The organism is Paracoccus sp. UBA5162, from assembly GCF_002413585.1.
Taxonomy (GTDB): Bacteria; Pseudomonadota; Alphaproteobacteria; order Rhodobacterales; family Rhodobacteraceae; genus Paracoccus.
Genome location: NZ_DHXG01000098.1, coordinates 1 through 21,610, shown reverse-complemented (window position 1 = coordinate 21,610; position 21,610 = coordinate 1). Strand labels below are relative to the sequence as shown.

At 65.1% G+C, this 21,610-nt stretch carries 15 protein-coding genes, 2 tRNA genes, 1 pseudogene and 1 riboswitch; of the genes and pseudogenes, 14 read left to right on the top strand and 4 right to left on the bottom strand.

Annotated features, from left to right (window positions below; genetic code table 11):
• Positions 1-177: 177 nt before the first annotated feature.
• The 4 genes from B4A72_RS15775 to B4A72_RS15760 all read left to right on the top strand — a co-directional run bounded on the left by B4A72_RS15775 (position 178) and on the right by B4A72_RS15760 (position 4,825).
• Positions 178-1,290: a polysaccharide biosynthesis protein gene (locus tag B4A72_RS15775; RefSeq protein WP_292953741.1), complete on the top strand. Its 1,113-nt coding sequence runs from the start codon at positions 178-180 to the stop codon at positions 1,288-1,290.
• 10 nt (positions 1,291-1,300) lie between these two features.
• A complete protein-coding gene (locus B4A72_RS15770) occupies positions 1,301-2,452 on the top strand; it encodes an NAD-dependent epimerase/dehydratase family protein (RefSeq protein WP_292953739.1) in 1,152 nt (383 codons plus the stop codon).
• A gap of 61 nt (positions 2,453-2,513) precedes the next feature.
• Positions 2,514-4,565, top strand: a complete 2,052-nt coding sequence (locus tag B4A72_RS15765; RefSeq protein ID WP_292953762.1) for a glycosyltransferase — start codon at positions 2,514-2,516, stop codon at positions 4,563-4,565.
• A gap of 175 nt (positions 4,566-4,740) precedes the next feature.
• Positions 4,741-4,825: transfer RNA gene (locus tag B4A72_RS15760), tRNA-Leu, on the top strand.
• A gap of 4 nt (positions 4,826-4,829) precedes the next feature.
• Here B4A72_RS15760 and B4A72_RS15755 read toward each other — a convergent pair.
• From B4A72_RS15755 to B4A72_RS15745, 3 genes are read right to left on the bottom strand one after another with little or no spacing between them, the layout of a single operon-like run.
• Positions 4,830-6,350, bottom strand: coding sequence for a PhnE/PtxC family ABC transporter permease (locus tag B4A72_RS15755; RefSeq protein WP_292979081.1), 1,521 nt, complete (start codon positions 6,348-6,350; stop codon positions 4,830-4,832).
• Positions 6,340-6,999: an ATP-binding cassette domain-containing protein gene (locus tag B4A72_RS15750; RefSeq protein ID WP_292950888.1), complete on the bottom strand. Its 660-nt coding sequence runs from the start codon at positions 6,997-6,999 to the stop codon at positions 6,340-6,342. The genes B4A72_RS15755 and B4A72_RS15750 overlap by 11 nt, the downstream gene beginning before the upstream one ends.
• Positions 7,000-7,002: 3 nt before the next feature.
• A complete protein-coding gene (locus B4A72_RS15745; RefSeq protein ID WP_292979079.1) occupies positions 7,003-7,869 on the bottom strand; it encodes a putative selenate ABC transporter substrate-binding protein in 867 nt (288 codons plus the stop codon).
• A gap of 283 nt (positions 7,870-8,152) precedes the next feature.
• Here B4A72_RS15745 and fdnG point away from each other — a divergent pair, with 283 nt between their 5' ends.
• The 9 genes and pseudogenes from fdnG to B4A72_RS15700 all read left to right on the top strand — a co-directional run bounded on the left by fdnG (position 8,153) and on the right by B4A72_RS15700 (position 20,113).
• Positions 8,153-11,236: a formate dehydrogenase-N subunit alpha gene (gene fdnG / locus B4A72_RS15740; protein WP_292950892.1), complete on the top strand. Its 3,084-nt coding sequence runs from the start codon at positions 8,153-8,155 to the stop codon at positions 11,234-11,236.
• Positions 11,233-12,198, top strand: coding sequence for a formate dehydrogenase subunit beta (gene fdxH, locus B4A72_RS15735; RefSeq protein WP_292950894.1), 966 nt, complete (start codon positions 11,233-11,235; stop codon positions 12,196-12,198). Before fdnG ends, fdxH begins: the two co-directional genes overlap by 4 nt.
• A complete protein-coding gene (locus B4A72_RS15730; protein ID WP_292950896.1) occupies positions 12,198-12,884 on the top strand; it encodes a formate dehydrogenase subunit gamma in 687 nt (228 codons plus the stop codon). The genes fdxH and B4A72_RS15730 overlap by 1 nt, the downstream gene beginning before the upstream one ends.
• Positions 12,885-12,925: 41 nt before the next feature.
• Positions 12,926-13,840 (top strand): formate dehydrogenase accessory protein FdhE, encoded by a 915-nt coding sequence (gene fdhE / locus B4A72_RS15725; RefSeq protein WP_292950898.1) that lies wholly within the window; start codon positions 12,926-12,928, stop codon positions 13,838-13,840.
• Entirely contained in the window at positions 13,840-15,216 is a 1,377-nt protein-coding gene (selA, locus tag B4A72_RS15720) for an L-seryl-tRNA(Sec) selenium transferase (protein WP_292979077.1), read from the top strand. The genes fdhE and selA overlap by 1 nt, the downstream gene beginning before the upstream one ends.
• A pseudogene (gene selB / locus B4A72_RS15715) lies at positions 15,213-17,069 on the top strand (selenocysteine-specific translation elongation factor); the annotation flags it as partial. The gene selA and the pseudogene selB, both read left to right, overlap by 4 nt.
• Positions 17,070-17,129: 60 nt before the next feature.
• Positions 17,130-17,225: transfer RNA gene (locus B4A72_RS15710), tRNA-Sec, on the top strand.
• A gap of 254 nt (positions 17,226-17,479) precedes the next feature.
• Positions 17,480-17,686, top strand: a riboswitch (cobalamin riboswitch).
• Between the two features lie 115 nt (positions 17,687-17,801).
• Complete coding sequence (locus tag B4A72_RS15705) at positions 17,802-19,034, top strand: aromatic ring-hydroxylating oxygenase subunit alpha (RefSeq protein WP_292979075.1); 1,233 nt, start codon at positions 17,802-17,804, stop codon at positions 19,032-19,034.
• Complete coding sequence (locus B4A72_RS15700) at positions 19,031-20,113, top strand: hybrid-cluster NAD(P)-dependent oxidoreductase (RefSeq protein ID WP_292950904.1); 1,083 nt, start codon at positions 19,031-19,033, stop codon at positions 20,111-20,113. The genes B4A72_RS15705 and B4A72_RS15700 overlap by 4 nt, the downstream gene beginning before the upstream one ends.
• Before the next feature lie 29 nt (positions 20,114-20,142).
• On the opposite strand, the gene B4A72_RS15695 is transcribed toward B4A72_RS15700, so the two are convergent.
• On the bottom strand, positions 20,143-20,589 hold the full coding sequence (locus tag B4A72_RS15695) for an Lrp/AsnC family transcriptional regulator (protein WP_292950906.1): 447 nt from the start codon (positions 20,587-20,589) through the stop codon (positions 20,143-20,145).
• Between the two features lie 127 nt (positions 20,590-20,716).
• Between B4A72_RS15695 and B4A72_RS15690 the strand changes: the two genes are divergently transcribed.
• On the top strand, positions 20,717-21,610 hold an 894-nt coding region (locus B4A72_RS15690), incomplete at its 3' end, for an ornithine cyclodeaminase (protein ID WP_292979073.1).

Genomic DNA, 21,610 nt, shown 5'->3' with positions numbered 1-21,610 from the left:
GGGCGTAAATCCATCCCCCCTTCTCGATAACTTTTGCGCTGAAATTCGCTCAATGGTTGCACCTCGGGAGATTGACTTTCGAATTCCCGTCCCGGAAGAGGTCGGAGGACGCAGCTTCCGAGGCCATCGGGTGAACGAGGTGGGCGTCTTCTCGCCCGAAGAGGAGGACGACCTGAAATGTCGCAATATCTGTCGCAACTCGCCGGAAAGCGCATCGTCGTCACCGGAGGAGTCGGATCGGTCGGCCGGGCGATCGTGGAGAAACTTGCCGCAAGCCCGGTCGGACATGTTCGCGTGATCGACAACAACGAAAGCGGCCTGTTCGACATGGAAATGGACTTTGCCGGCCGCAAGGGCAAGGCGGGGCTCGACTTCTTCCACGCCGACATCACCGACGAACGCGAGATGAGGCGCACCTTCGACGGCATGGATCTGTGTTTTCACTGTGCCGCGCTGAAACACGTGCCGTCTTGCGAACGCAGCCCGTTTTCGGCCGTGAAGGTCAACATCGAGGGTGTCGAGGTCGTCGGCCGCGTCGCGCAGATGCAGGGACTTGAAAAGGTCATCTTCACCTCTTCCGACAAGGCGGTGAACCCGACCAATGTCATGGGCACATCGAAGCTGATGGGAGAGCGGCTGTTCACGTCGATGAACTTTCTCACCCATTCGGATTCGCCGACGCTGTTTTCCTCGACCCGTTTCGGCAACGTGCTGGGATCGCGCGGTTCGGTGGTGCCGCTGTTCGCGCAGCAGATTGCCGCGGGCGGGCCCGTGCGCGTCACCGACAGGCGCATGACGCGTTTCGTCATGACCATGCAACAATCGGCCGATCTGGTGATCGGCAGCATGGTCCTGGCCCGGGGCGGCGAAGTATTCATCACCAAGATGCCTGTCCTGCGGATCGTCGATCTGGCACGGGTCATGATACAGCACCTGGCACCGGCCTACGGGCATGATCCCCGATCGATCGGTATCGAGATCACCGGTTCGCGCCCCGGTGAAAAACTGTGGGAAGAGCTTTCAACGGACGAAGAGGCGAACCGGCTTCTGGAAAGCGACGATTTCCTGATCGTCATGCCGGCCGGTCATACGGCTGAACAGCGGCGGCAGAAATATGCCTTTGACGAAATCGGGGCACGGCCAAGCGGCATCGTCTATCACTCGGACCGCGAGGCGGCGATCGGCGACGATCAGATCTGGGCGCTGCTGATGCGCGATGGCGTACTTCCCGAAAGCGTTGTCGCAAGGCTGGTCACCGCCGGCACGGTTCCACAACTCGAGACACTCTGAAGGAAGCGTGATGCGGATTTTGATCCTGGGCGGGGACGGCTATATCGGTTGGCCGACCGCGATGAAACTTGCCGCGGCCGGGCATCAGGTGATGGCCGTCGACAATTATCTGCGACGCCGGCTGATGCGAGAGATCGATTGCGACGCGTTGTTCGATGTGCCAAACCTTCACGAAAGGGCGCGCCTGTGGGCGGACCGCTCGGGCAAGGAGCTGGCGGTCCGGATCGGCGATCTGGACGACTGGACCTTCATCGCCGCGATCTTCGAGGAATTCGTTCCCGACGCGATCATCCACTATGCCGAACAACCCTCGGCGCCCTATTCGATGATGGATCGGGCTGCGGCCCGGCTGACGCTGGACAACAACCTGGGCGTGACCTTCAACATCATCCACGCGATGAACCAGTTCACCCCCGATGCTCATCTGATCAAGCTGGGAACGATGGGCGAATATGGCACGCCGAACATCGATATCGAGGAAGGCTGGATCGATATCGAGCACAAGGGACGCAAGGATCGGTTCCTGTTCCCGCGCGCGGCCGGATCGTTCTATCACACGACGAAAGTGCTCGATACGGACATGCTGTGGTTCTATGTCCGCGTCTGGGGGCTGCGTGTAACGGATCTGATGCAGGGCCCGGTCTATGGGCTGGCGACCGACGAAAGCGCCGATGACGACCGGCTGTATTCGTTCCTGAACTACGACGAGGTTTTCGGCACCGTCCTGAACCGTTTCATGGTTCAGGCGGTGGCGGGCTATCCTCTGACCGTCTATGGCAAGGGCGGGCAGACACGCGGATATCTGCATCTCAAGGATGCGCTGCAATGCGTGAAGCTGGCCGTCGAAACCCCGGCCGAGCCGGGCGAGTTGCGCATCTTCAACCAGTTCGTCGAAACGTTCAGCGTCAACGATCTGGCCGAACATGTCCGGCAGTCGGGGCAAAGGCTGGGGCTGAACGTGCAGATCGAATCGCTTCCCAATCCGCGCAAGGAGGCCGAGGAGCATTATTACAATCCCGCCCATACCGGGCTTCTGGATCTGGGTCTTCAGCCCAACAGGCTGACCCCCGAGATCATGGACCGGATGATCGGCCTGACGATGAAGTATCGCGATCAGATCGTGCCCGAACGGATCTTCCGCGGGGTGAAGTGGCGCCGCTGATGCCCGACGATGGCGACACGATCGGCCCGGCGGAAACCCAGCAGCCGGATGCAGGGTGACGATGGATGCCGAACCGCCCCCCGCCATCGCCGCCGAACGGCTTCGGCGTGTCCGCAGGCAGTTGACGGCGGGCGGTCTGGATTCCGCCGAAACGCTGGCGCAGCTGGCATTGCGGCGCGATCCCTCGTCGGTCGAGGCGGTCTTGCTGCTTGCGCGGGCGGCAGAGTTGCGTCAGGGGCCGAAGGCCAAGGCCGACCTGCTTCATCGCCATCTGCCGGCGGTCAGGGACGATCTGCCACTGCGCCGTCACCTGGCCGATGCGCTGTGGCAAGGCGGCGATGTCGCGGGCGCCGTTTCGGTGGCCCAGGACATCATCGACGGCGGACGCGGCGATGTTCAGGATCATCTGCTGATCGGTCGAGGCAGGATCCGTCAGGGCGATCTGGAGGGGGCGCAGCGCGCGGCGGACGCGGCGCGGATGCTGGCGCCCGAACGACCGCGGCCATGGCTGCAACTGGCGCGCATCGCGCTGCTGCGCGACGGCGCCGAGGCGCGGGCGCGCATCCTGTCGCACTATCTTGACGAAATCGGCGATTCCCCCGTCATCAGGCGCGATCTGGCCGAGACGCTGTGCGACCTGGGCGCCGCCGAGGCGGCACGGGAACACCTGTCGCGGATCGCGGCGCAGGGTCTCACGACATCGAGAGACCATTTGTTGCAGGCGCGCATCGCGCTGGCAAAGGCGGATCTGGCGGCAGCCGAAAGCCAGGCCCGAACGGCGGCACGTCTTGCACCCGATCAGCCGGACCCGGTGCTGATGCTGGCCCGCATCGCGCATCTGAAGGACGGCGTGGCTGGCCGGGTCCGGGTTCTGCAAGGCTGCGCCGAACCGGCCCGCCACAGCTTTCGCATCCGCATGAACACCGCCCAGACCCTGATCACCGCCCGTCGGCGCGACGAGGCCAGGCAAGTTGCCGAGGCGATCGAGCCGCGAAACTGTTCCGACCGGCAGTTGTTTCTGCTGGCGTCGATCCTGCATCAGTGCGACGCGCAGGCAAGAGCCGCGACGTGTCTCGACCTCATCGACCCCGATGGGGGACTGGGAAACGCATTGCTGCTGTTTCAGGCCCTCGAAGGTAGTCTTTCGGCCGACAACGCGCTGGTCTCGTGCGCGGACCGAAACCTGCTGCCCGACTTGCATTCGCGCGCCCTGGACATCCTTGCCGCGCCGCCCCCCCTGCGTGGTCGTCTGAATGACGCGATTGATCTCGACCGCGAGGCGGACCGGCTGGCCAGACGATATGCCTCCGCCGCTGCCTATTTCGGATTGCCCTCAGAGGGTCCGTCACCTCTGGTCAGCATCCTTGCGCCGATCCATCGACGCCAGGACGAGGAAAATCTGGCGAAACAGATTGAAAGACAGGATTATCCCGCGCTGGAGGCGGTGATCGTCTGCAGCGGAGATGACGTCGATCCCAAACGCCTGTCGCATCGGCTTGCCGGCTGTTCCGGCCTCTCGAGGACCAGGATCCTGTCCTTGCGGGGCGGAACTTCGCTGTCCGCGGCCCTCAATATGGGGGTCGCGGCCTCGCGGGGCGATCTGATCGCCCGGTTCGATGCCGACGACATTTATCTGGACGACTATCTGTCGCGATCCATCCGATTCATGCAGGCAATGTCGGCTGATCTCTGTGGCAAGCCCGAAATCTTCGTCCATTTCGAGAAGATCGGCGGCACGATCCTGTACGATTTCTGCCCCCAGGACTACCAGCCCTGGGCGGGTTCGCGCGATGTCGTCGGCAGCGGATCAAGCCTGATCGTGACCCGGGCCGCGGCCGAAAGACTGTCGTTCGCCGAGGAACTTGCAGAGGGCGAGGATCGCGATTTCTACAGGCGCGCCCTGTTCCACGGCTTTCGGGTCCTGTTCGCGCCGCCTTTCGGTCATCTCGTCATCCGGAAATCCGGCGAACGGCACACATGGCAGCAAAGCGAGGCAAGGCTGCTGCTGGAGGCACAGCCCCGCGCGCCGATGTTTGCCGGAACCGCCGTCGAAGCCGAAAGCGTCATGCGGAATCTTCAAACCGCAATTCGTGCGCGGCTTGGCCCGGAATGACGGCCGGCGGATGCAAACCGCGGCCGTCGCCCGGGCGATGCGCGTTGACGCGCCCGAAAAAGCGTAATATCCACCCCGCGACCGTTCCGTCTGTCTTCCCGGACGTGTTGCGGATCTTGCCGTAACAGGATCGGTGGACAGCCGGGCCCGGCGCCCGCACGTCTGAAATCTTTGCGCGGGTGTGGCGGAACTGGTAGACGCACCAGATTTAGGTTCTGGCGCCGCAAGGCGTGGGGGTTCGAGTCCCTTCACCCGCACCAAGCATCATCCCGGCGCCTCTGCCGCCAGGGCAATGCCCCGTTCGGACGCTGCGCGCGCCCGCAGCCGTCCCGCGCCCAGTCCGCTGCGCAGGAACCGCGACAGCGCGTCGATGGCGACGGTCACCATGCCCGTCGCCAGCAGGATCAGCACGGCGCGGTCAAGGCGCAATTGCGAAATCGCGTCATCCAGATAAAAGCCCAGCGTGGCGACGCCCAGAATCCCGACGATTGCACTTTCCCGGATGATGATCTCCCACCGGTAGAGACAGAGCGCGACAAATTGCCCGAAAAGTCGCGGCACGATCTCCCAGCCCCACAGGGTCAGACCGCGCGGCGCATCGGCGCGCAGGGCCAGCCCGCCGGCCTGCCGGCCCAGCAGATGGGCGATGATCGCGCCATTATGCAGGCCAAGCGCCAGGATCGCGGGCAGCATCGAAGGGCCGAAGACCTGCAGAAAGAGATAGGCCAGCATGTATTCGGGAAAGCTGCGCAGGACGACCAGAAACAGATGGCCCGGAATGGCGACGAGCCGGCCGGTGACGCGCGGCACGATCAGCGCCTGCCCGCAAAAGGCAACGAGCCCGGCAAGGATCAGGGCCAGTTGCGCCACCACCAGCGTTGCGGCGAGGCCCGGCAGGATCGACCCCGCGACCAGATCCCACAACCACGGTCCCAGCCCCGCCGGATCGCCCTGCAGCAGCGGCGCGGGCACGATGTCGCTGGTCAGGAACCGCCACAGCGCGCCCTGCCCCATCGGTGGCGCATCGACACGGACCAGCACGATTCCGGCCGCGATCAGCCATGCCCAGACCGCATGCGGGCGCATCCACAGACGGATCGTCGCGATCAGCGCGATATAGACCGCCATGATCGCGCCCGCCGCTGCATAATTGCCCTGACGAAAGAAGCTGTCCAGTTGAAAGCCCAGCGTCGGCAGGCCGACAAAACCCAGCACGGCCGAGGACCGCAGACCGCATTCCAGCCGGTAAAGGGTGTAGGTTGCCATCTCGCGCCGCGCCAGCGGCATTCGGGCCCACAGGAACCGGCTCAGCGGATCCACCCGGGCGCCAAGCCAGTCCGAGGGCCGCCGGTCGGATTCGTCGAGGATTTCGGATAGAACCTTCGCGAAGATCCCGGCATAGGGCAGCGCGATGGCGAGGATTCCGGTGGTGACGCCGATCCCGGCGATCTGCATCAGGATCAGCGCCCAGAACAATTCGTGGACCGAACGCAGGGCGATGGCCAGCCAGCGCACCGGACGAAGACGATAAAACGGCGCCATCATCAGGCCGGCCACGGCCCCCCCCGCCACGCCGGCGATGGCGAAGGCCAGGGTCAGGGCGATGGCGCGCATGATCCGTTCGACGGCGCCGAAATCCGGCGACAGAAACCCCATCCCCATGCGCGACAGCGCGGCCCAGGGATCGTTTCCCGCCAGGGTGAGATCGGCGAAGGGCAGGCAGACAAGCCCCGCGATCAGAAAGCCCGCGACAATGCCGCGGCGCGTGATCGGCCTAGCGCGCATATAGCGCCTCGATCGCGGCGGTCTTTGCATCCTGGGCCGGCATGTCCAGCGCGATCCGGCCGCCATCCAGTCCGATCAGCCGCGTGGCAAAGGTCAGGGCGACCGACACATCGTGCAGCGCAAGGATCGAGGTCGGAAAGGTCGTTCCGATCAGGCCGGCCAGCGCCTGGGCCTGAACCGGATCGACGGCGGAAAGCGGCTCGTCCGCGACCAGCACGTCGCCGCCCCGATACAGCGCCCGCGCCAGTGCAACGCGCTGTTTCTGACCGCCCGACAGCGCCTCGACCGGGCGCTCGGCCTCGGGCGTCAGGCCGACGCGGGCCAGAACCTTCAGCGCCGCCGCGCGATCGGTCCGGCGCGGGCGGATCAGCGTCGCAAGATTGTAGAGCGCGCCGTGATCGTCCAGCCGTCCCATCAGCACGTTGTGCAGCGCCGAAAGCTGCGGCACCAGCGCATGGTCCTGCGGAACCAGCGCCACCCGCAGCCCGCGATCCAGCAGGGCCTGCCGGATCGCCGCCAGAAGCGTGGACTTGCCCGCCCCGCTTCGTCCCAGCAGCGCGACCCGCTGACCGGATTCGACATCCAGCGTGACGTCGCGCAGGACAGGCGCGGCGCCATAGCCCAGATCGGCGGCAATCAGCAGTTGCAAGACCTACTCCAGCAGATCCAGTTCGCGGCCTATTGTCTCGATCGGGACGTAATCGTCATTGCCGGCGGCGATGAAGGCACTGCGCGGGAAGGCCGCAAGCAGCTCCGCATCGGCCATGCCCAGCAGCGCGGCCTGCACCTTGTCGGTGAAGCCCTCGCCCCAGCGGGCATCGACATCACCACGGATCGTCCAGTTGTAATCGGGATAGGGAGGCGTCTTCCAGATCACCTTCGCCGTCTCGATTTCCGGCGCGTTTTCGGCCACGGCCTGATCGTAGACGGCAAAATTCAGCGCGCCGATCTGCCATGCCCCGGATGCGACCAACCGCAGCGTCTGGCTGTGATCGCCGGAAAAGCCGACGCGGCTGAAAAAATCGTCGGGCGCCTGCCCGGTTTTCTCGCGGATGTAATATTCCGGCATCAGTCGACCCGAGGTCGAGGTCTTGGCGCCGAAGGTGAAGGTCATGCCCCTGGCGGCCAGGGGAAAGTCGTCGGATCGGGTCAGGCCGGTTTCGGTATTGGCGATGAAATAGGTGACGAATCGCCGGTCCTCGGCGCCTTGCGCGATGGCGCGGGCCCCCGGAACCAGCAGCCGGGCCTGAACCCCGGACAGCCCGCCGAACCACGCCAGTTGCACCTGATCGTTGCGAAACGCGGTGACGGCGGCGGGATAGGACTTCACCGGGACGAATTTCACCGGGACGCCCAGCCGGTCGGACAGGTAGGCCGCGACCTTGCCGAACCGCTCTGTCAGGCGGGTTTCGTCCTCGTCCGGGATGGCGCTGAAATACAGCGTCTGCTGTGCATGGGCGGCGCCGATGCCAAGGGTCAGGGCAAGGGCGAACAGGATCGGGCGAAGGAAAAGGCGCATCGGAAACGGCTCCGGCATCGAATTCGGGAGGGGGCTGATAGCCGGCGGGCCGCCGGGATGCCAGACCCCGTTTGCCACGCGCCGTGTCGATGATCCGGCCCGACGGGCAAGCCGGAATCCTGTCCGGCCCAAGCGCAGCCTGCGCATCGGATGATCACCTCCGACGCTAGCAGATGTTCCGCGAAGAGTGAAGATCGGCCGATCCGTTTCGCTTGACTTGGCGTGCCGCCATCAGCAGCATGGAAATCGTACCTATCATACTGACAGGCAACAGGAGGGTCACATGAATATCGAACTCTCGCGCCGCGGCTTTCTGAGGCTGGCGGGTGCTGGGGTTGCGGCGACCTCGCTGGGGGCAATGGGCTTCGGCGAAGCAGAGGCGGCCGAGGCGGCGCATGTGCGCGCCTTCAAGCTGACCACGACCACGGAAACGCGCAACACCTGCACCTATTGTTCGGTCGCCTGCGGGATCATCATGTATTCCAAGGGCGACGTGAAGGCCGGCGAAAAGGCCGATCTTCTGCATATCGAGGGCGATGCCGACCATCCGACCAATCGCGGAACCCTGTGCCCCAAGGGCGCGGCGCTGAGGGATTTCGTGCAGGCCGAAACCCGGCTGACCCGTCCCCGCTATCGCGCCGCGGGTGCGACCGAGTTCCAGGACATCAGCTGGGACGACGCACTGAACAAGATCGCGCGCGCGCTGAAGGACGACCGCGACGCCAATCTGGTGCAGGTCAACGAGGCGGGCGTGCCGGTCAACCGCTGGACGACCACCGGCTTCCTGGCCGCCTCGGCCACCACGAACGAGACCGCATGGCTGACCTACAAGGCCGTCCGGTCGATGGGAATCGTCGGCTTCGACAACCAGGCACGCGTCTGACACGGCCCTACGGTAGCCAGTTTGGCTCCAACTTTTGGCCGTGGCGCGATGACCAACGCCTGGACCGACATCAAGAACACCGATCTGGTGATCGTGATGGGCGGCAATGCCGCCGAAGCCCATCCCTGCGGGTTCAAATGGGTCACCGAAGCCAAGGACAATCGCGGCGCCAAGCTGATCGTGGTCGATCCGCGCTATACCCGCACGGCCAGCGTGTCCGACTTCTACGCCCCGATCCGTCCGGGCAGCGACATCGCCTTCCTGATGGGCGTGATCCGCTGGTGTATCGCCAATGACAAGGTGCAGTGGGAATACGTCACGAACTTCACGAACGCCGCCCTTCTGGTAAAGGACGAGTTTGGCTGGTCGGATGGCCTGTTCACCGGCTATGACGAGGAAAAGCGCGACTACGACAAGGAAAGCTGGGACTACAAGAAGGACGCCGACGGCTACGCGCAGGTCGACATGACCCTGAAAGACCCGCGCTGTGTCTGGAACCTTCTGAAGGCCCATGTCGATGTCTACACGCCCGAATTCGTCGAGAATGTCTGCGGCACGCCGAAGGACAGGTTCCTGACCATCTGCGAGATGATCGGCGAATGCAGCGCGCGCGACAAGGTGATGACCTCGATGTATGCGCTTGGCTGGACGCAGCATTCCAAGGGTGCGCAGAACATCCGCGGGATGGCCATGTTGCAGCTGATCCTGGGCAATATCGGGATGCGCGGGGGCGGGATGAACGCGCTGCGCGGCCATTCCAACATCCAGGGCCTGACCGATCTGGGCCTGATGTCGAACCTGATCCCCGGCTATCTCAACATCCCGACGGAAAAGGAACCCGACTGGCAGACCTACATGTCCAGCCGGAACTTCACGCCGCTGCGACCGGGGCAGACCAGCTACTGGCAGAACTATTCGAAATTCATGGTCAGCTTCATGAAGGCCATGTGGGGCGATGCCGCGACCCAGGACACCGACTGGGCCTATCACTACCTGCCCAAGCTGGACGTGCCGACCTATGACGTGCTGCGCATGTTCGAACTGATGAAGCAGGGGCGGATCAACAACTACTTCTGCCAGGGCTTCAACCCGCTGATGGCGTTCCCCGACCGCACCAAGCTGACCGAGGCGCTGTCGAATCTGAAACTGCTGGTCGTCATGGACCCGCTGGAGACGGAAACCGCGCATTTCTGGCAAAATCACGGCGTCCATAACGAGGTGGACAGCGCCTCGATCCAGACCGAGGTTCTGGAACTGCCGACCACCTGCTTTGCCGAGGACGAAGGCGCGCTGGTCAATTCGGGCCGCTGGCTGCAATGGCACTGGCCGGGGGCGACGCCGCCGGGCGAGGCCAGGAACGACACCTGGATCATGGCCAACATCTTCCAGCGGGTGCGCAAGCTCTATGAGGACGAGGGCGGGATATTCCCGGAACCGATCCTCAATCTGACCTGGAACTATCAGGATCCGCTCAGCCCCTCGCCCGAGGAACTGGCCAGGGAAATGAACGGCCGCGCCCTGCGCGACGTTCCCGACCCGGCCAATCCCGGCGCCACCCTGGTCGCGGCGGGCAAGCAGCTGAAGAACTTTTCGCAATTGCAGGACGATGGCTCGACCATGTGCGGTTGCTGGATCTTCTCGGGCTGCTGGAACGAGGACGGCAACAACATGGCGCGGCGGGACAATTCCGATCCGGGCGATACCGGCCTGTTCCTGAACTGGTCCTTCTCCTGGCCGCTGAACCGGCGCATCCTGTATAACCGGGCCTCGGCCGATCTTCAGGGCAAGCCCTGGGATCCGGACCGCAAGCTGATCGAATGGACCGGCGAGAAATGGGAAGGCTACGACGTTCCCGATATCGGACTGACCTCGAAGCCCGGCGAAGTCATGCCCTTCATCATGAACCCCGAGGGAACGGGGCGGCTGTTCACGCGGGGAATGATGCGGGACGGTCCCTTCCCCAGCCACATGGAGCCCTTCGAAAGCCCGCTGGCCAACGTGCTGAACCCGAAGATGCGCGGAAATCCGGTCAGCCGGATCTTCGTGAACGATGCCGAGGCACTGGGCACCAGCGACGAGTTTCCCTTTGTCGCGACCTCGTATCGCCTGACCGAGCATTTCCACTACTGGACCAAGCACAACAAGGTGAACGCCTCGCTTCAGCCGGAATTCTTCGTCGAGATCAGCGAGGAACTGGCAGCCGAGAAGGGCATCGCCAAAGGCGGCCGCGTCCGTGTCTGGGGCAAGCGCGGCCAGGTCTGGGCCAAGGCCGTCGTGACCAGGCGGATCAAGCCGATGCAATGCGACGGCAAGACCATCCATGTCGTCGGGATTCCGCTTCACTGGGGCTTCATGGGTGTGGCCAAGAAGGGCTGGGGGCCGAACAGCCTGACGCCCTTTGTTGGCGACGCCAACGTGGAAACGCCTGAATTCAAGGCGTTCCTTGTCAATATCGAACCCGCAGCAGAGGAGCCGGTGGCATGACCGAGACCGCACCTCAACCGACCACGGCGGCAGCAAACCCACCGGTTCAACCGATGGAATCGAACCTGCTGCCGTCGGATGTCGTCCGCGCCTCGGCGACGCCGGACCTGCCTCAGCCGACGCGGCAATTGACCAAGATCGCCAAGTTGATCGATGTCAGCAAGTGTATCGGCTGCAAGGCCTGCCAGGCCGCCTGCGTGGAATGGAACGACACCAATCCCGCGATCGGCGAGAACACCGGCGTTTACGAGAACCCGCATGATCTGACGCCCGACATGTTCACGCTGATGCGCTTCAGCGAATGGGACAACCCCGCCACGAACGAACTGGAATGGCTGATCCGCAAGGATGGCTGCATGCATTGCGAGGATCCGGGCTGCCTGAAGGCCTGCCCGGCGCCCGGCGCCATCGTGCAGTATTCCAACGGCATCGTCGATTTCATCCACGAGAACTGCATCGGCTGCGGCTATTGCGTGACCGGCTGTCCCTTCGACATTCCGCGTATCAGCAAGGTCGACAACACAAGCTACAAATGCACCTTGTGTTCGGACCGGGTGGCGGTGGGACAGGGCCCGGCCTGCGCCAAGGCATGCCCGACCAAGGCGATCGTCTTCGGCACCAAGGAAGACATGGTCGCCCATGCCAACGACCGGGTCGAGGATCTGAAATCGCGCGGCTACGAAAATGCCGGCATCTATGATCCCCAGGGCGTCGGCGGCACGCATGTCTTCTACGTGCTGCACCATGCCGACAAGCCCTCGCTGTACAGCGACCTGCCCGACAATCCGCGCATCTCGCCCATCGTCGAGGGCTGGAAGGGCGTCACCAAGACCGCGGGCATGGCGGTGATGGGGGTCGCGGCGGCGGGCGCGGTATTGATGGGCCTGTTCTCCCGCAACAAGGTCGAACCCGAGGAAGAAATCGCCGCCGAGCGGCTGGTCAGGGATCGGGAGGAATTGTGATGCGTCGGCCCCTCTATTCCGAACGCGGCGATCACATCGAAAGCGCCGATCCGGTCCGCGTCAGCCGATATCGCGGCCTCACCCGGTTGAACCACTGGGTGACGGCGATCTCGCTCATCGTGCTGGCGCTGTCGGGCCTCGCCTTCTTTTCGCCCTATCTCTATTTCCTGACCTGGCTTTTCGGCGGCGGGCAGATCGCCCGCTGGCTGCATCCCTTCGTCGGCGTTCTGCTGTTCTTCAGCTTCCTGCTGCTGTTCGTGCAGATGTGGCGGCTGAACCTGCCCAAGCCCGAAGACACGACCTGGGTCGCCAATATCGGCGATGTGGTCACCGGCCATGAAGAGCGGTTGCCCGAACTGGGCAAATACAATGCCGGGCAGAAGTTCATCTTCTGGGCCATGACCATCCTGATCGTGGTCCTGATCGTGTCCGGCATCATGATGTGGGAACAATATTTCGCCGAGTTCGTTCCGATCCCCGTGCGCCGCGTCGCCACGCTGATCCATTCCCTGTCGGCGGTGGCGATCATCCTTGTCTTCATCCTGCACGTCTTCGCGGCCTTCTGGGTGCGCGGAACGCTACGCGCGATGACGCAGGGCGACGTGACCGGCGGCTGGGCCTGGCGACATCACCGCAAATGGCTGCGAGAGGTCGCTGGACGCGAAGGCCGCGACGCGGCAGAGTAGCGCGACCCTCAAACCAGTGGCCGGTCCGGCCCGGAGATACCATGACTGCGACAACTCAGCCCGACCCATCCGTCATCGGCGGCGTTCCGACGCCGCCGCTGGCATTTCTGCCCGATCCGGACAGGCTGTTCGCCACCCGCGCGCGGCGCTTTGCCTTTCTGGCAGAACATGATCCGCGTCTTGGACCCTACCTGTCCTTTCTGGCCGAACTGACCGGGTTGCAGGCCCGTCTGATCGACGAACTGCCCGCGCCCGAACCGATCCGGTCGGCCGCGATCCAGCAGGCGCGCACCCACCGGATGCCGCCGATCGACCGTGGCGATCTGGCGACCGACGAAATGCTGCACGAAACCCTGATGACGCTTTGCGATCAGGCCCAGCCCATTCCCATGCCCGAACCCGCGAAGCTGGCCTTGCAGGCGGTCCTGGCGTCGGATCTGGCCGACCGGCACTGGCTGCTGGAAAACATTCTCGCCGATCGCATCCCCGAGGATGCCGCCGCCCCGCATCTGTTCGCCGCCGCCGCCGTGCAGGTTCACATGGCGCGCCTGGCCGCGACGCTGGACGCGAAGGCGCTGGTTCCGATCCGCACCGGCATCTGTCCGGCCTGCGGCGGCCGGCCGGCGACCTCGACCGTGATGGCGGCGCAGGGCATCGAGAATTTGCGCTATGCCACCTGCGCCTGCTGCGCGACCCGCTGGAACGAGGTGCGCATCAAGTGCCTGTGCTGCGGATCGAACAAGGCGATCAGCTATCGCGCCGCGGAAAGCGACGAGGCCGCAGTGCGGGCCGAGGTCTGTTCGGAATGCCGGTCCTGGGTCAAGATTTTCTACCTTGCCAGGAATCACAGCCTCGATGCCATCGCCGATGATGTCGGCTCGCTGGGGCTGGATTTGCTGATGAAGGAAACCGATTTCAGCCGGGGCGGCATCAACCCCTATCTGGCCGGATATTGATGCAGGGCTTTCGCGCCCTGCCCTCGGTCGATCAGCTTCTGCAATCGGAAACCGGACTGGGGCTGATCGCGGAACATGGCCGCGCCATGGTGACGCGGACCGCCCGCGCGCGGCTTGATCTGGCCCGTGCCGCGATCCGGCAGGGCGCCGATGGCGCGGTCGAGGCGGCCCGCCTGCCGCATCTGCTGGCCGCCGATCTGGCCGCGGCGGCGCAATCCGGCCTGCGCCCGATCCTGAACCTGACCGGCACGATCCTGCATACCAATCTGGGCCGCGCCATCCTTGCCCCCGAGGCGATCGAGGCCGGCGCGACGGCCATGGCCGCGCCGGTGGCGCTGGAATTCGATCTGCGCAGCGGCGGTCGCGGCCAGCGCGACGATCACCTGCGCGATCTTCTGTGCGAGCTGACCGGGGCCGATGATGCCACCATCGTCAACAACAACGCCGCCGCCGTCCTGATCGCGCTGAACACGCTGGCCCGGGACCGCGAGGCCATCGTCTCGCGCGGCGAACTGATCGAGATCGGCGGCGCCTTCCGGATGCCTGACATCATGGGCCGCGCGGGCGCCTGTCTGGTCGAGGTCGGCACCACCAACCGCACCCATACCCGCGACTACGAGGATGCGATCACGCCACGAACCGGCGTCATCATGAAGGTCCATACCTCGAACTACCGGATCGAGGGCTTCACCGCCGAGGTTCCGGGCCCGCAGCTTGCGCGGATCGCCACCCGTTCGGCGGTGCCGCTGCTGAACGATCTGGGCGCCGGCTCGCTGGTCGACCTGTCCCGCTGGGGCCTGCGGCGCGAGCCGACCGTGGCCGAGGCGGTGGCCGATGGGGCGGATCTTGTCACCTTCTCGGGGGACAAGCTGCTGGGCGGGCCGCAGGCAGGCTTCATCGTCGGCCGGCGCGACCTGATCGCACGGATCAACCGGAATCCGCTGAAGCGCGCCCTGCGACTGGACAAGATCCGCATCGCGGCGATGCAGGCCACCTTGCGGCTTTATCGCGACCCAGACCGGCTGATGGAGCGATTGCCGGTGCTGCGGTTTCTGGCCCGCCCGCAATCCGAGATCGCAGCACAGGCGCAAAGGCTGGCCCCGCAAGTGGCGGTCCTGCTGGCTCCGCTGGGATACGAGGCGGAGGTTTGCGCGTGCAGCAGCCAGATCGGGTCGGGCGCACTGCCGGTCGATACGATCGCTTCGGCCGGGCTGCGGCTGACCGGCGCGGGCGGCGATGCGCCGGACCGGCTTTCGGCCCGGCTGCGCGCCCTGCCCCGACCCGTCATCGGCCATATCCACGATGGCGCGATGCTGCTGGACCTGCGCTGTCTCGAGGATGACGACACGCTGCTGACGGCGCTGGCCGCGCTATGATCGTCGGGACCGCTGGCCACATCGACCACGGCAAGACGGCGCTGGTGAAGGCGCTGACCGGCACCGATGCCGACCGGCTGGCCGAGGAAAAGGCGCGCGGCATCACCATCGACCTGGGTTTCGCCTATACCGACCTGAGCGGCGGCGCGATCACCGGCTTTGTCGATGTGCCGGGGCACGAAAAGCTGATCCACACCATGCTGGCCGGGGCCGGCGGGATCGACCTCGCGCTGCTGGTCGTCGCCGCCGATGATGGCGTCATGCCGCAGACGCGCGAACATCTGGCGATCCTCGATCTTCTGGGCATCACGCGCGGGATCGTCGCCCTGACCAAGGCCGATCTGGCCGATGACGCACGCCGCGTGGAACTCCGCGCCCAGATCCGCGCGACGCTGGCGCCGACCGGACTGGCCAACGCCGCCATAGTCCCGGTCTCGTCCCTGACCGGCGAGGGGATTGCGCCGCTGCGCCGTCTGCTGATCGAGGCCGAGGCCGCCACCGCGCCACGGCGGGACGACGCCCCGTTCCGGCTGGCCGTGGATCGAAGCTTCACCCTTGCGGGTGTCGGCACCGTCGTCACCGGCACGGTCATCAGCGGGCGCGTCGATATCGGCGATCCGGTCACGATCAGCCCGCGGGGCCTGGCGGCGCGGGTGCGTGGCATCCACAGCCAGAACCGGCCCGCCGAGACAGGATCGGCCGGACAACGCTGCGCACTGAACCTGTCGGGCGAGGGGATCGGGAAAGATGCCGTCGCTCGCGGAGACATGATCCTGTCACCACCGCTTCACGCCCCAACCGACCGCATCGACGCCTGGCTGGATGTGATGGCGAACGAACCGAAATCCATCGGAAACTGGTTTCCCGCCCGCCTGCACACCCACGCGGCCGAGGCCGGCGCGCGGATCGTGCCATTGTCGGAACCGATTCCGCCCGGCGCCAGCGGCCCGGTCCAGATCGTGCTGGATCGCCCGGTCGCCGCCGCGATCGGGGACCGCTTCATCCTGCGCGACGTTTCGGCCAGCCGGTCGCTTGGCGGCGGTGTCTTCCTGGACCTGCGTCCGCCGGCCCGCAAAAGGCGCGCAGCGGCAAGGCTGGCGCTGATCGAGGCTGCGCGCGACCGGAATGACGGCGCCGCCCTTGCCGCGATGCTGGCCGTCGCGCCGGTCGATCTGCCGGTCTTCACGCGGGATCGGGCCCTCTCGATTCCGGACGCGCAGAACGCGATCCGAACCGCGGGCGCGGTCATCCTGGGCGATCTGGCCCTGTCGCACGATCACCTGGACGGGCTGCGGACGCAGTTGCAACAGGCGTTGGCCCGATTTCACGAACAGAACCCCGACATGGCGGGCCTGGGCCGCGAAAAACTGCGCCTGGCGCTGACGCCGCGCCTGCCCAAGCCCGAATTCCTGTCCTTTCTGCGCGACGAGGCCGGGGCCGGGCGCGCGGTCATGGACGGTGCCTTTCTGCGCCTGCCCGGTCACGAGGTTCGCCTGTCGCCCGAGGATGAGGCGCTGTGGCTGCGCATCGTCCCGGCCCTGACAGGCGATGGCCGTTTCCGCCCGCCGCGCGTCCGCGATTTCGCGACCGAGACGGGTGTGGAGGAACGCGAGGTGCGGCGGGTGCTGAAGCTGACGCAGAAGCTGGGGCGCACCGACCAGATCGCGCATGACCATTTCTTCGCCCGCACCGTCACTGCCGAAATGGTGGCTATCGCGGTCGATGTCGCGGCGAAGACCGAAGACGGCTGGTTCGGCGCCCCTGCCTTCCGCGACAGGATGGGTAACGGACGCAAGGTCGCCATCGAGATCCTGGATTTTCTGGATCGCCTTGGGGTCACCTTGCGCCGCGGCGATTTGCGTCGCATCAATCCCCACAGGGTGGATCTGTTCGGCACGGCGGAACAGCGCGATGGAAGGGAATCGTCCCCGGTGGGGCGGCCGGACTTCAAATCCGGTTGGGGCAGCGAGCCTGTCCCGGGTGGGTTCGACTCCCATTCCCTTCCGCCAGAAAAGCGGCGGGGCTGACGCGCGGCTCTGGATTCCGGCTCGAACGGATCGGTCCCGCAGGCCCGGAACCGAAGGCGCGTTGTCCTTGCGCCCCGGCAGGCCGCCCGCATGGCGGTATGGGCCGCGATCCGTGATGCAACCGGCCGCGGAATCGGGTTGCGCAGGCCGCCCCCCGGCCATCGCCCCCCCGGCGAAAGTCTGTTTCGGGCGGCCTAATGTCGCAACCGGCGTATCGGGCGGATCTCGCGCAGCTATTCTGCGCCCAGATGTCAGGTGCGGCCGCGGAACTCGAGCCAAGGCCGATAATTGGGAAGCAGGTGAAAATCCGGAACTGCCCCCGCAACGGTAAGGAGCGAACGGCCACGACAAGAGCCACTGGAGTCAAGCCTCCGGGAAGGCGTCGGGTCGGCGGCATGGCCGAAGCCCCAAGTCCGGAAACCAGCCAGACATGACGTCAAACCGCGGGCGGCGGCAGAGGCGATCCTGCGTCGCGCCATCTCATCGGCGCGGGGCCGATCCCGTCTGCCGCGCCCCTCAGCATATCGCCGGAGATGTCCGGCAACGGAGAAAGAGGCCATGACCGCAGAGGCCAAAGCACGCGACCTGCTGAACCGGCGCGAACCGAATCATTCGCTGGAACGGGCGTTCTATACGGATGCCGATCTTCATGCGATCGATCTGGAACAGATTTTCTATCGCGACTGGTTGTATGCCGCACCGTCCTGCGCGCTACCCAAGGCGGGAAGCTATGTCACCCATCAGGTCGGCGCCTACCGGCTGATGATCGTGCGCGGCGCGGACAGGGTGATCCGGGCGTTCCACAATACCTGCCGGCATCGCGGCTCGATCATCTGCAAGGGCGCTTCGGGCCACGTGCCGAAACTGGTCTGCCCCTATCATCAATGGACCTACGAACTGGACGGCCGCCTGATCTGGGCGCGGGACATGGGGCCGGATTTCGATGCCACGAAACACGGGTTGAAGGCGATCCATTGCCGCGAAGTGTCGGGGCTGGTCTATCTGTGCCTGGCCGAGGAGGCCCCGGATTTCGACGCCTTCGCCGCCATGGCCCAGCCCTATCTGGCGTCGCACGATCTGGATCAGGCCAAGATCGCCCATCAATCGACCATCATCGAGAACGGCAACTGGAAGCTGGTCTGGGAAAACAACCGCGAATGTTATCATTGCGGCGGCAACCACCCGGCCCTGTGCCGCACCTTCCCCGACGATCCGGTGATCAGCGGAATCGAGGAAGGCGGCCCCCCGCCCCATCTTCAGGCGCATTTCCGGCGTTGCGAGGCGGCCGGAATGCCCGCGCAGTTCCGCATCGCGGAGAGCGGACAATACCGCTTTGCCCGGATGCCGCTGAAGGTCGGGGCAAAAAGCTATACCATGACCGGCGATCCGGCCGTGAGACGCCGGCTGGGTCGGGTGCCCTTCGACGACGCGGGCGCGCTGCTGAAATTCCACTATCCGACGACGTGGAACCATTTCCTGCCCGATCACTCGATCACATTCCGGGTGACCCCGCTCGGTCCGCAGCAGACCGAGGTCCAGACGACCTGGCTGGTCGACAAGGACGCCGTCGAGGGCGTTGATTACGACCTGAAGACCCTGACCGAGGTCTGGGTGGCCACCAATGACGAGGATCGCCGCGTGGTCGAGGACAACCAGCTTGGCATCAATTCGCCCGCCTATCGCCCCGGACCCTATTCCGCGGTGCAGGAGGGCGGCGTGATCCAGTTCGTGGACTGGTATTGCGAGACGCTGGGCAATCGTATCCAGCCGGTGCGGGTGGCCGCCGAATGAGAATGCCGCAGCCCGAAATCTCGCATCCGGTGCTGGTCTGGGACGGGGCCGAGATGCTTGAATGCGTCACCGTCACACCCGAGGCGCCCAACGTGGCCAGCTTCTGTTTCCAGTCGCCGACGGGTGCGATCTTTTCCTTCGTGCCGGGCCAGTTCCTGACGCTGGAACTGCCGCTGCCAAAGGGGACGCTTCACCGGACCTTCACCATCTCGTCCTCGCCTTCGCGGCCGATGTCGATCTCGGTCACGGTCAAGGCGCAACCTGGCAGTCTTGGCACGCGCTGGATGCTGGACCATCTGAAACCGGGAATGCGGATCAGGGCCACCAGACCGGCCGGGCGCTTTTCCAGCCACCACCATCCGTCCGAGAAATACCTGTTCATCTCGGCCGGGTCGGGGATCACGCCGATGATGTCGATGACGACCTGGATGTTCGATCTGGGCCGGCCCGCCGACGTGGTTTTCGTCAATTGCGCCAGGCGCCCCTCCGACATCATCTTCCGCCGCCGGCTGGAACACATGGCCAGCCGTTTTCCGGAAATCAGCCTGCGATTCGTCGTCGAGGAAACCGACCGCTTTCAGCCCTGGACCGGCTATCAGGGCATGTTCAACCAGTTGATGCTGGGCCTGATGGCGCCGGATTACCTGACACGAGAGGTGTTCTGCTGCGGCCCCGAACCCTTCATGCAGGCGGTGCGCGACGCGCTGGCGGGGCTGGGCTTCGACATGGCGCGCTATCATCAGGAAAGCTTCCACCCCTCGCTGGCCGAGGAAGCCCTGGACCCGGTCCTTGGCGATGTCGTGCCCGATCAGGCCGCCGAGGCCGAGATCGCCTTTGCTTTGGCCGGCGTCAGCCGGACCTGCTCGGAAACCGACACGATCCTTGCGACCGCGCGGTCCGCCGGGCTGAACATCCCCTCGGGCTGCACCTTCGGGGTCTGCGGCACCTGCCGGATCCGGAAGTTGTCCGGCCAGGTCCACATGGTCCACAATGGCGGCATCACCGACGAGGATATCGAGGCGGGTTACGTGCTGGCCTGCTGCTCGCACCCGATCGGCAAGGTCGAGGTCGAGGTCTGAGGGGACCCGCGCCCGTGTGACCCAGGGCCTTAGATCGAGGTCAGCAGGATGCTTGTCTCGCTGTTGCGGACGCCCTGGATCATGCGGACCTCGCGCAGAACGCGGTCGAATTCGACCAGGTTTTCCACCGCGATCTCGGCGACCAGATCCCATTTTCCGCTGGTCGTATGGATCCGGCGCAATTGCGGCAGGCCGCGCAATCTGCTGATGACATGTGTCGTCGTGCGGCCCTCGACCTCGATCATCATTACCGCGCGCACCGCGTTTCCCTCGCCGTCCTCGCGAACCCGCGCGGTGAAGCCAAGCAGCGTGCCCGAGGCCAGCAAACGATCCAGCCGCGACTGCACCGTGCCGCGTGACAGCCCCATGATCTGGGCCAGCTTCGACACCGGCGCCCGGCCGTCATGGCGCAGCAGACCGATCAGCCGCCGGTCGTGGTCGTCGAGGCTCTGTCTGGCATCGTCTTGGATGGACACAAGATGTCATCCTGCGCAATATCAGGTCGCAAAATGCATAGCCGACCCGCAAGATTCCGGCAAGTTCGGCCTGTTGCATGCAGACTGCGCCGTGGAGAATGGCGAAATCTGACCGAAAGGATGAACCATGCCCGTCCCGAAACCATCGGATCTGGCCTATGTGCCCTTTGTCAGCGTCGAGAACATGATGCGGCTGATCCATTGCATCGGCCTGTCCCGGATGCTGGAGGGCCTTGCGACCTATATCGAGGATGATTTTCGCCGCTGGCAGGATTTCGACAAGACCCCGCGCGTCGCGGCCCATTCCGAGGATGGCGTGATCGAGTTGATGCCGACCTCGGACGGGCAGACCTATGGCTTCAAATATGTGAATGGCCATCCCAAGAACACGCGAGACGGACGCCAGACCGTCACCGCCTTCGGCCTGCTGGCCGATGTCGGCAACGGCTATCCGGTCCTGCTGACGGAAATGACCATCCTGACCGCCCTGCGGACGGCGGCGACCTCGGCGCTGGTGGCGAAATATCTGGCGCCCGCCGGGGCCGACACGATGGCGATGATCGGCAATGGCGCCCAATCCGAATTTCAGGCGCTGGCGATGCAGGCCCTGTGCGGGATTACCCGGCTTCGGCTGTACGACATCGACCCGAAGGCGACCGCCAAGACGATGCGCAACCTGGCCGGACAAGGTTTCGACCTGTCCGCCTGCAAAACCCCGCAGGAGGCGGTCGAGGGCGCACAGATCATCACTACCTGCACCGCCGACAAGCAATATGCGACGATCCTGTCCGACAACATGGTCGGCGCCGGGGTCCACATCAACGCCATCGGCGGCGACTGCCCCGGCAAGACCGAATTGCATCCCGACATCCTGTCGCGCGCCGATGTCTTCGTCGAATACCCGCCCCAGACCCGCATCGAGGGCGAAATCCAGCAGATGCCGCAGACCTTTCCCGTGACCGAATTCTGGCAGCTCGTCGCGGGACAGGCACAAGGCCGCCGCGATGCGCGCCAGATCACC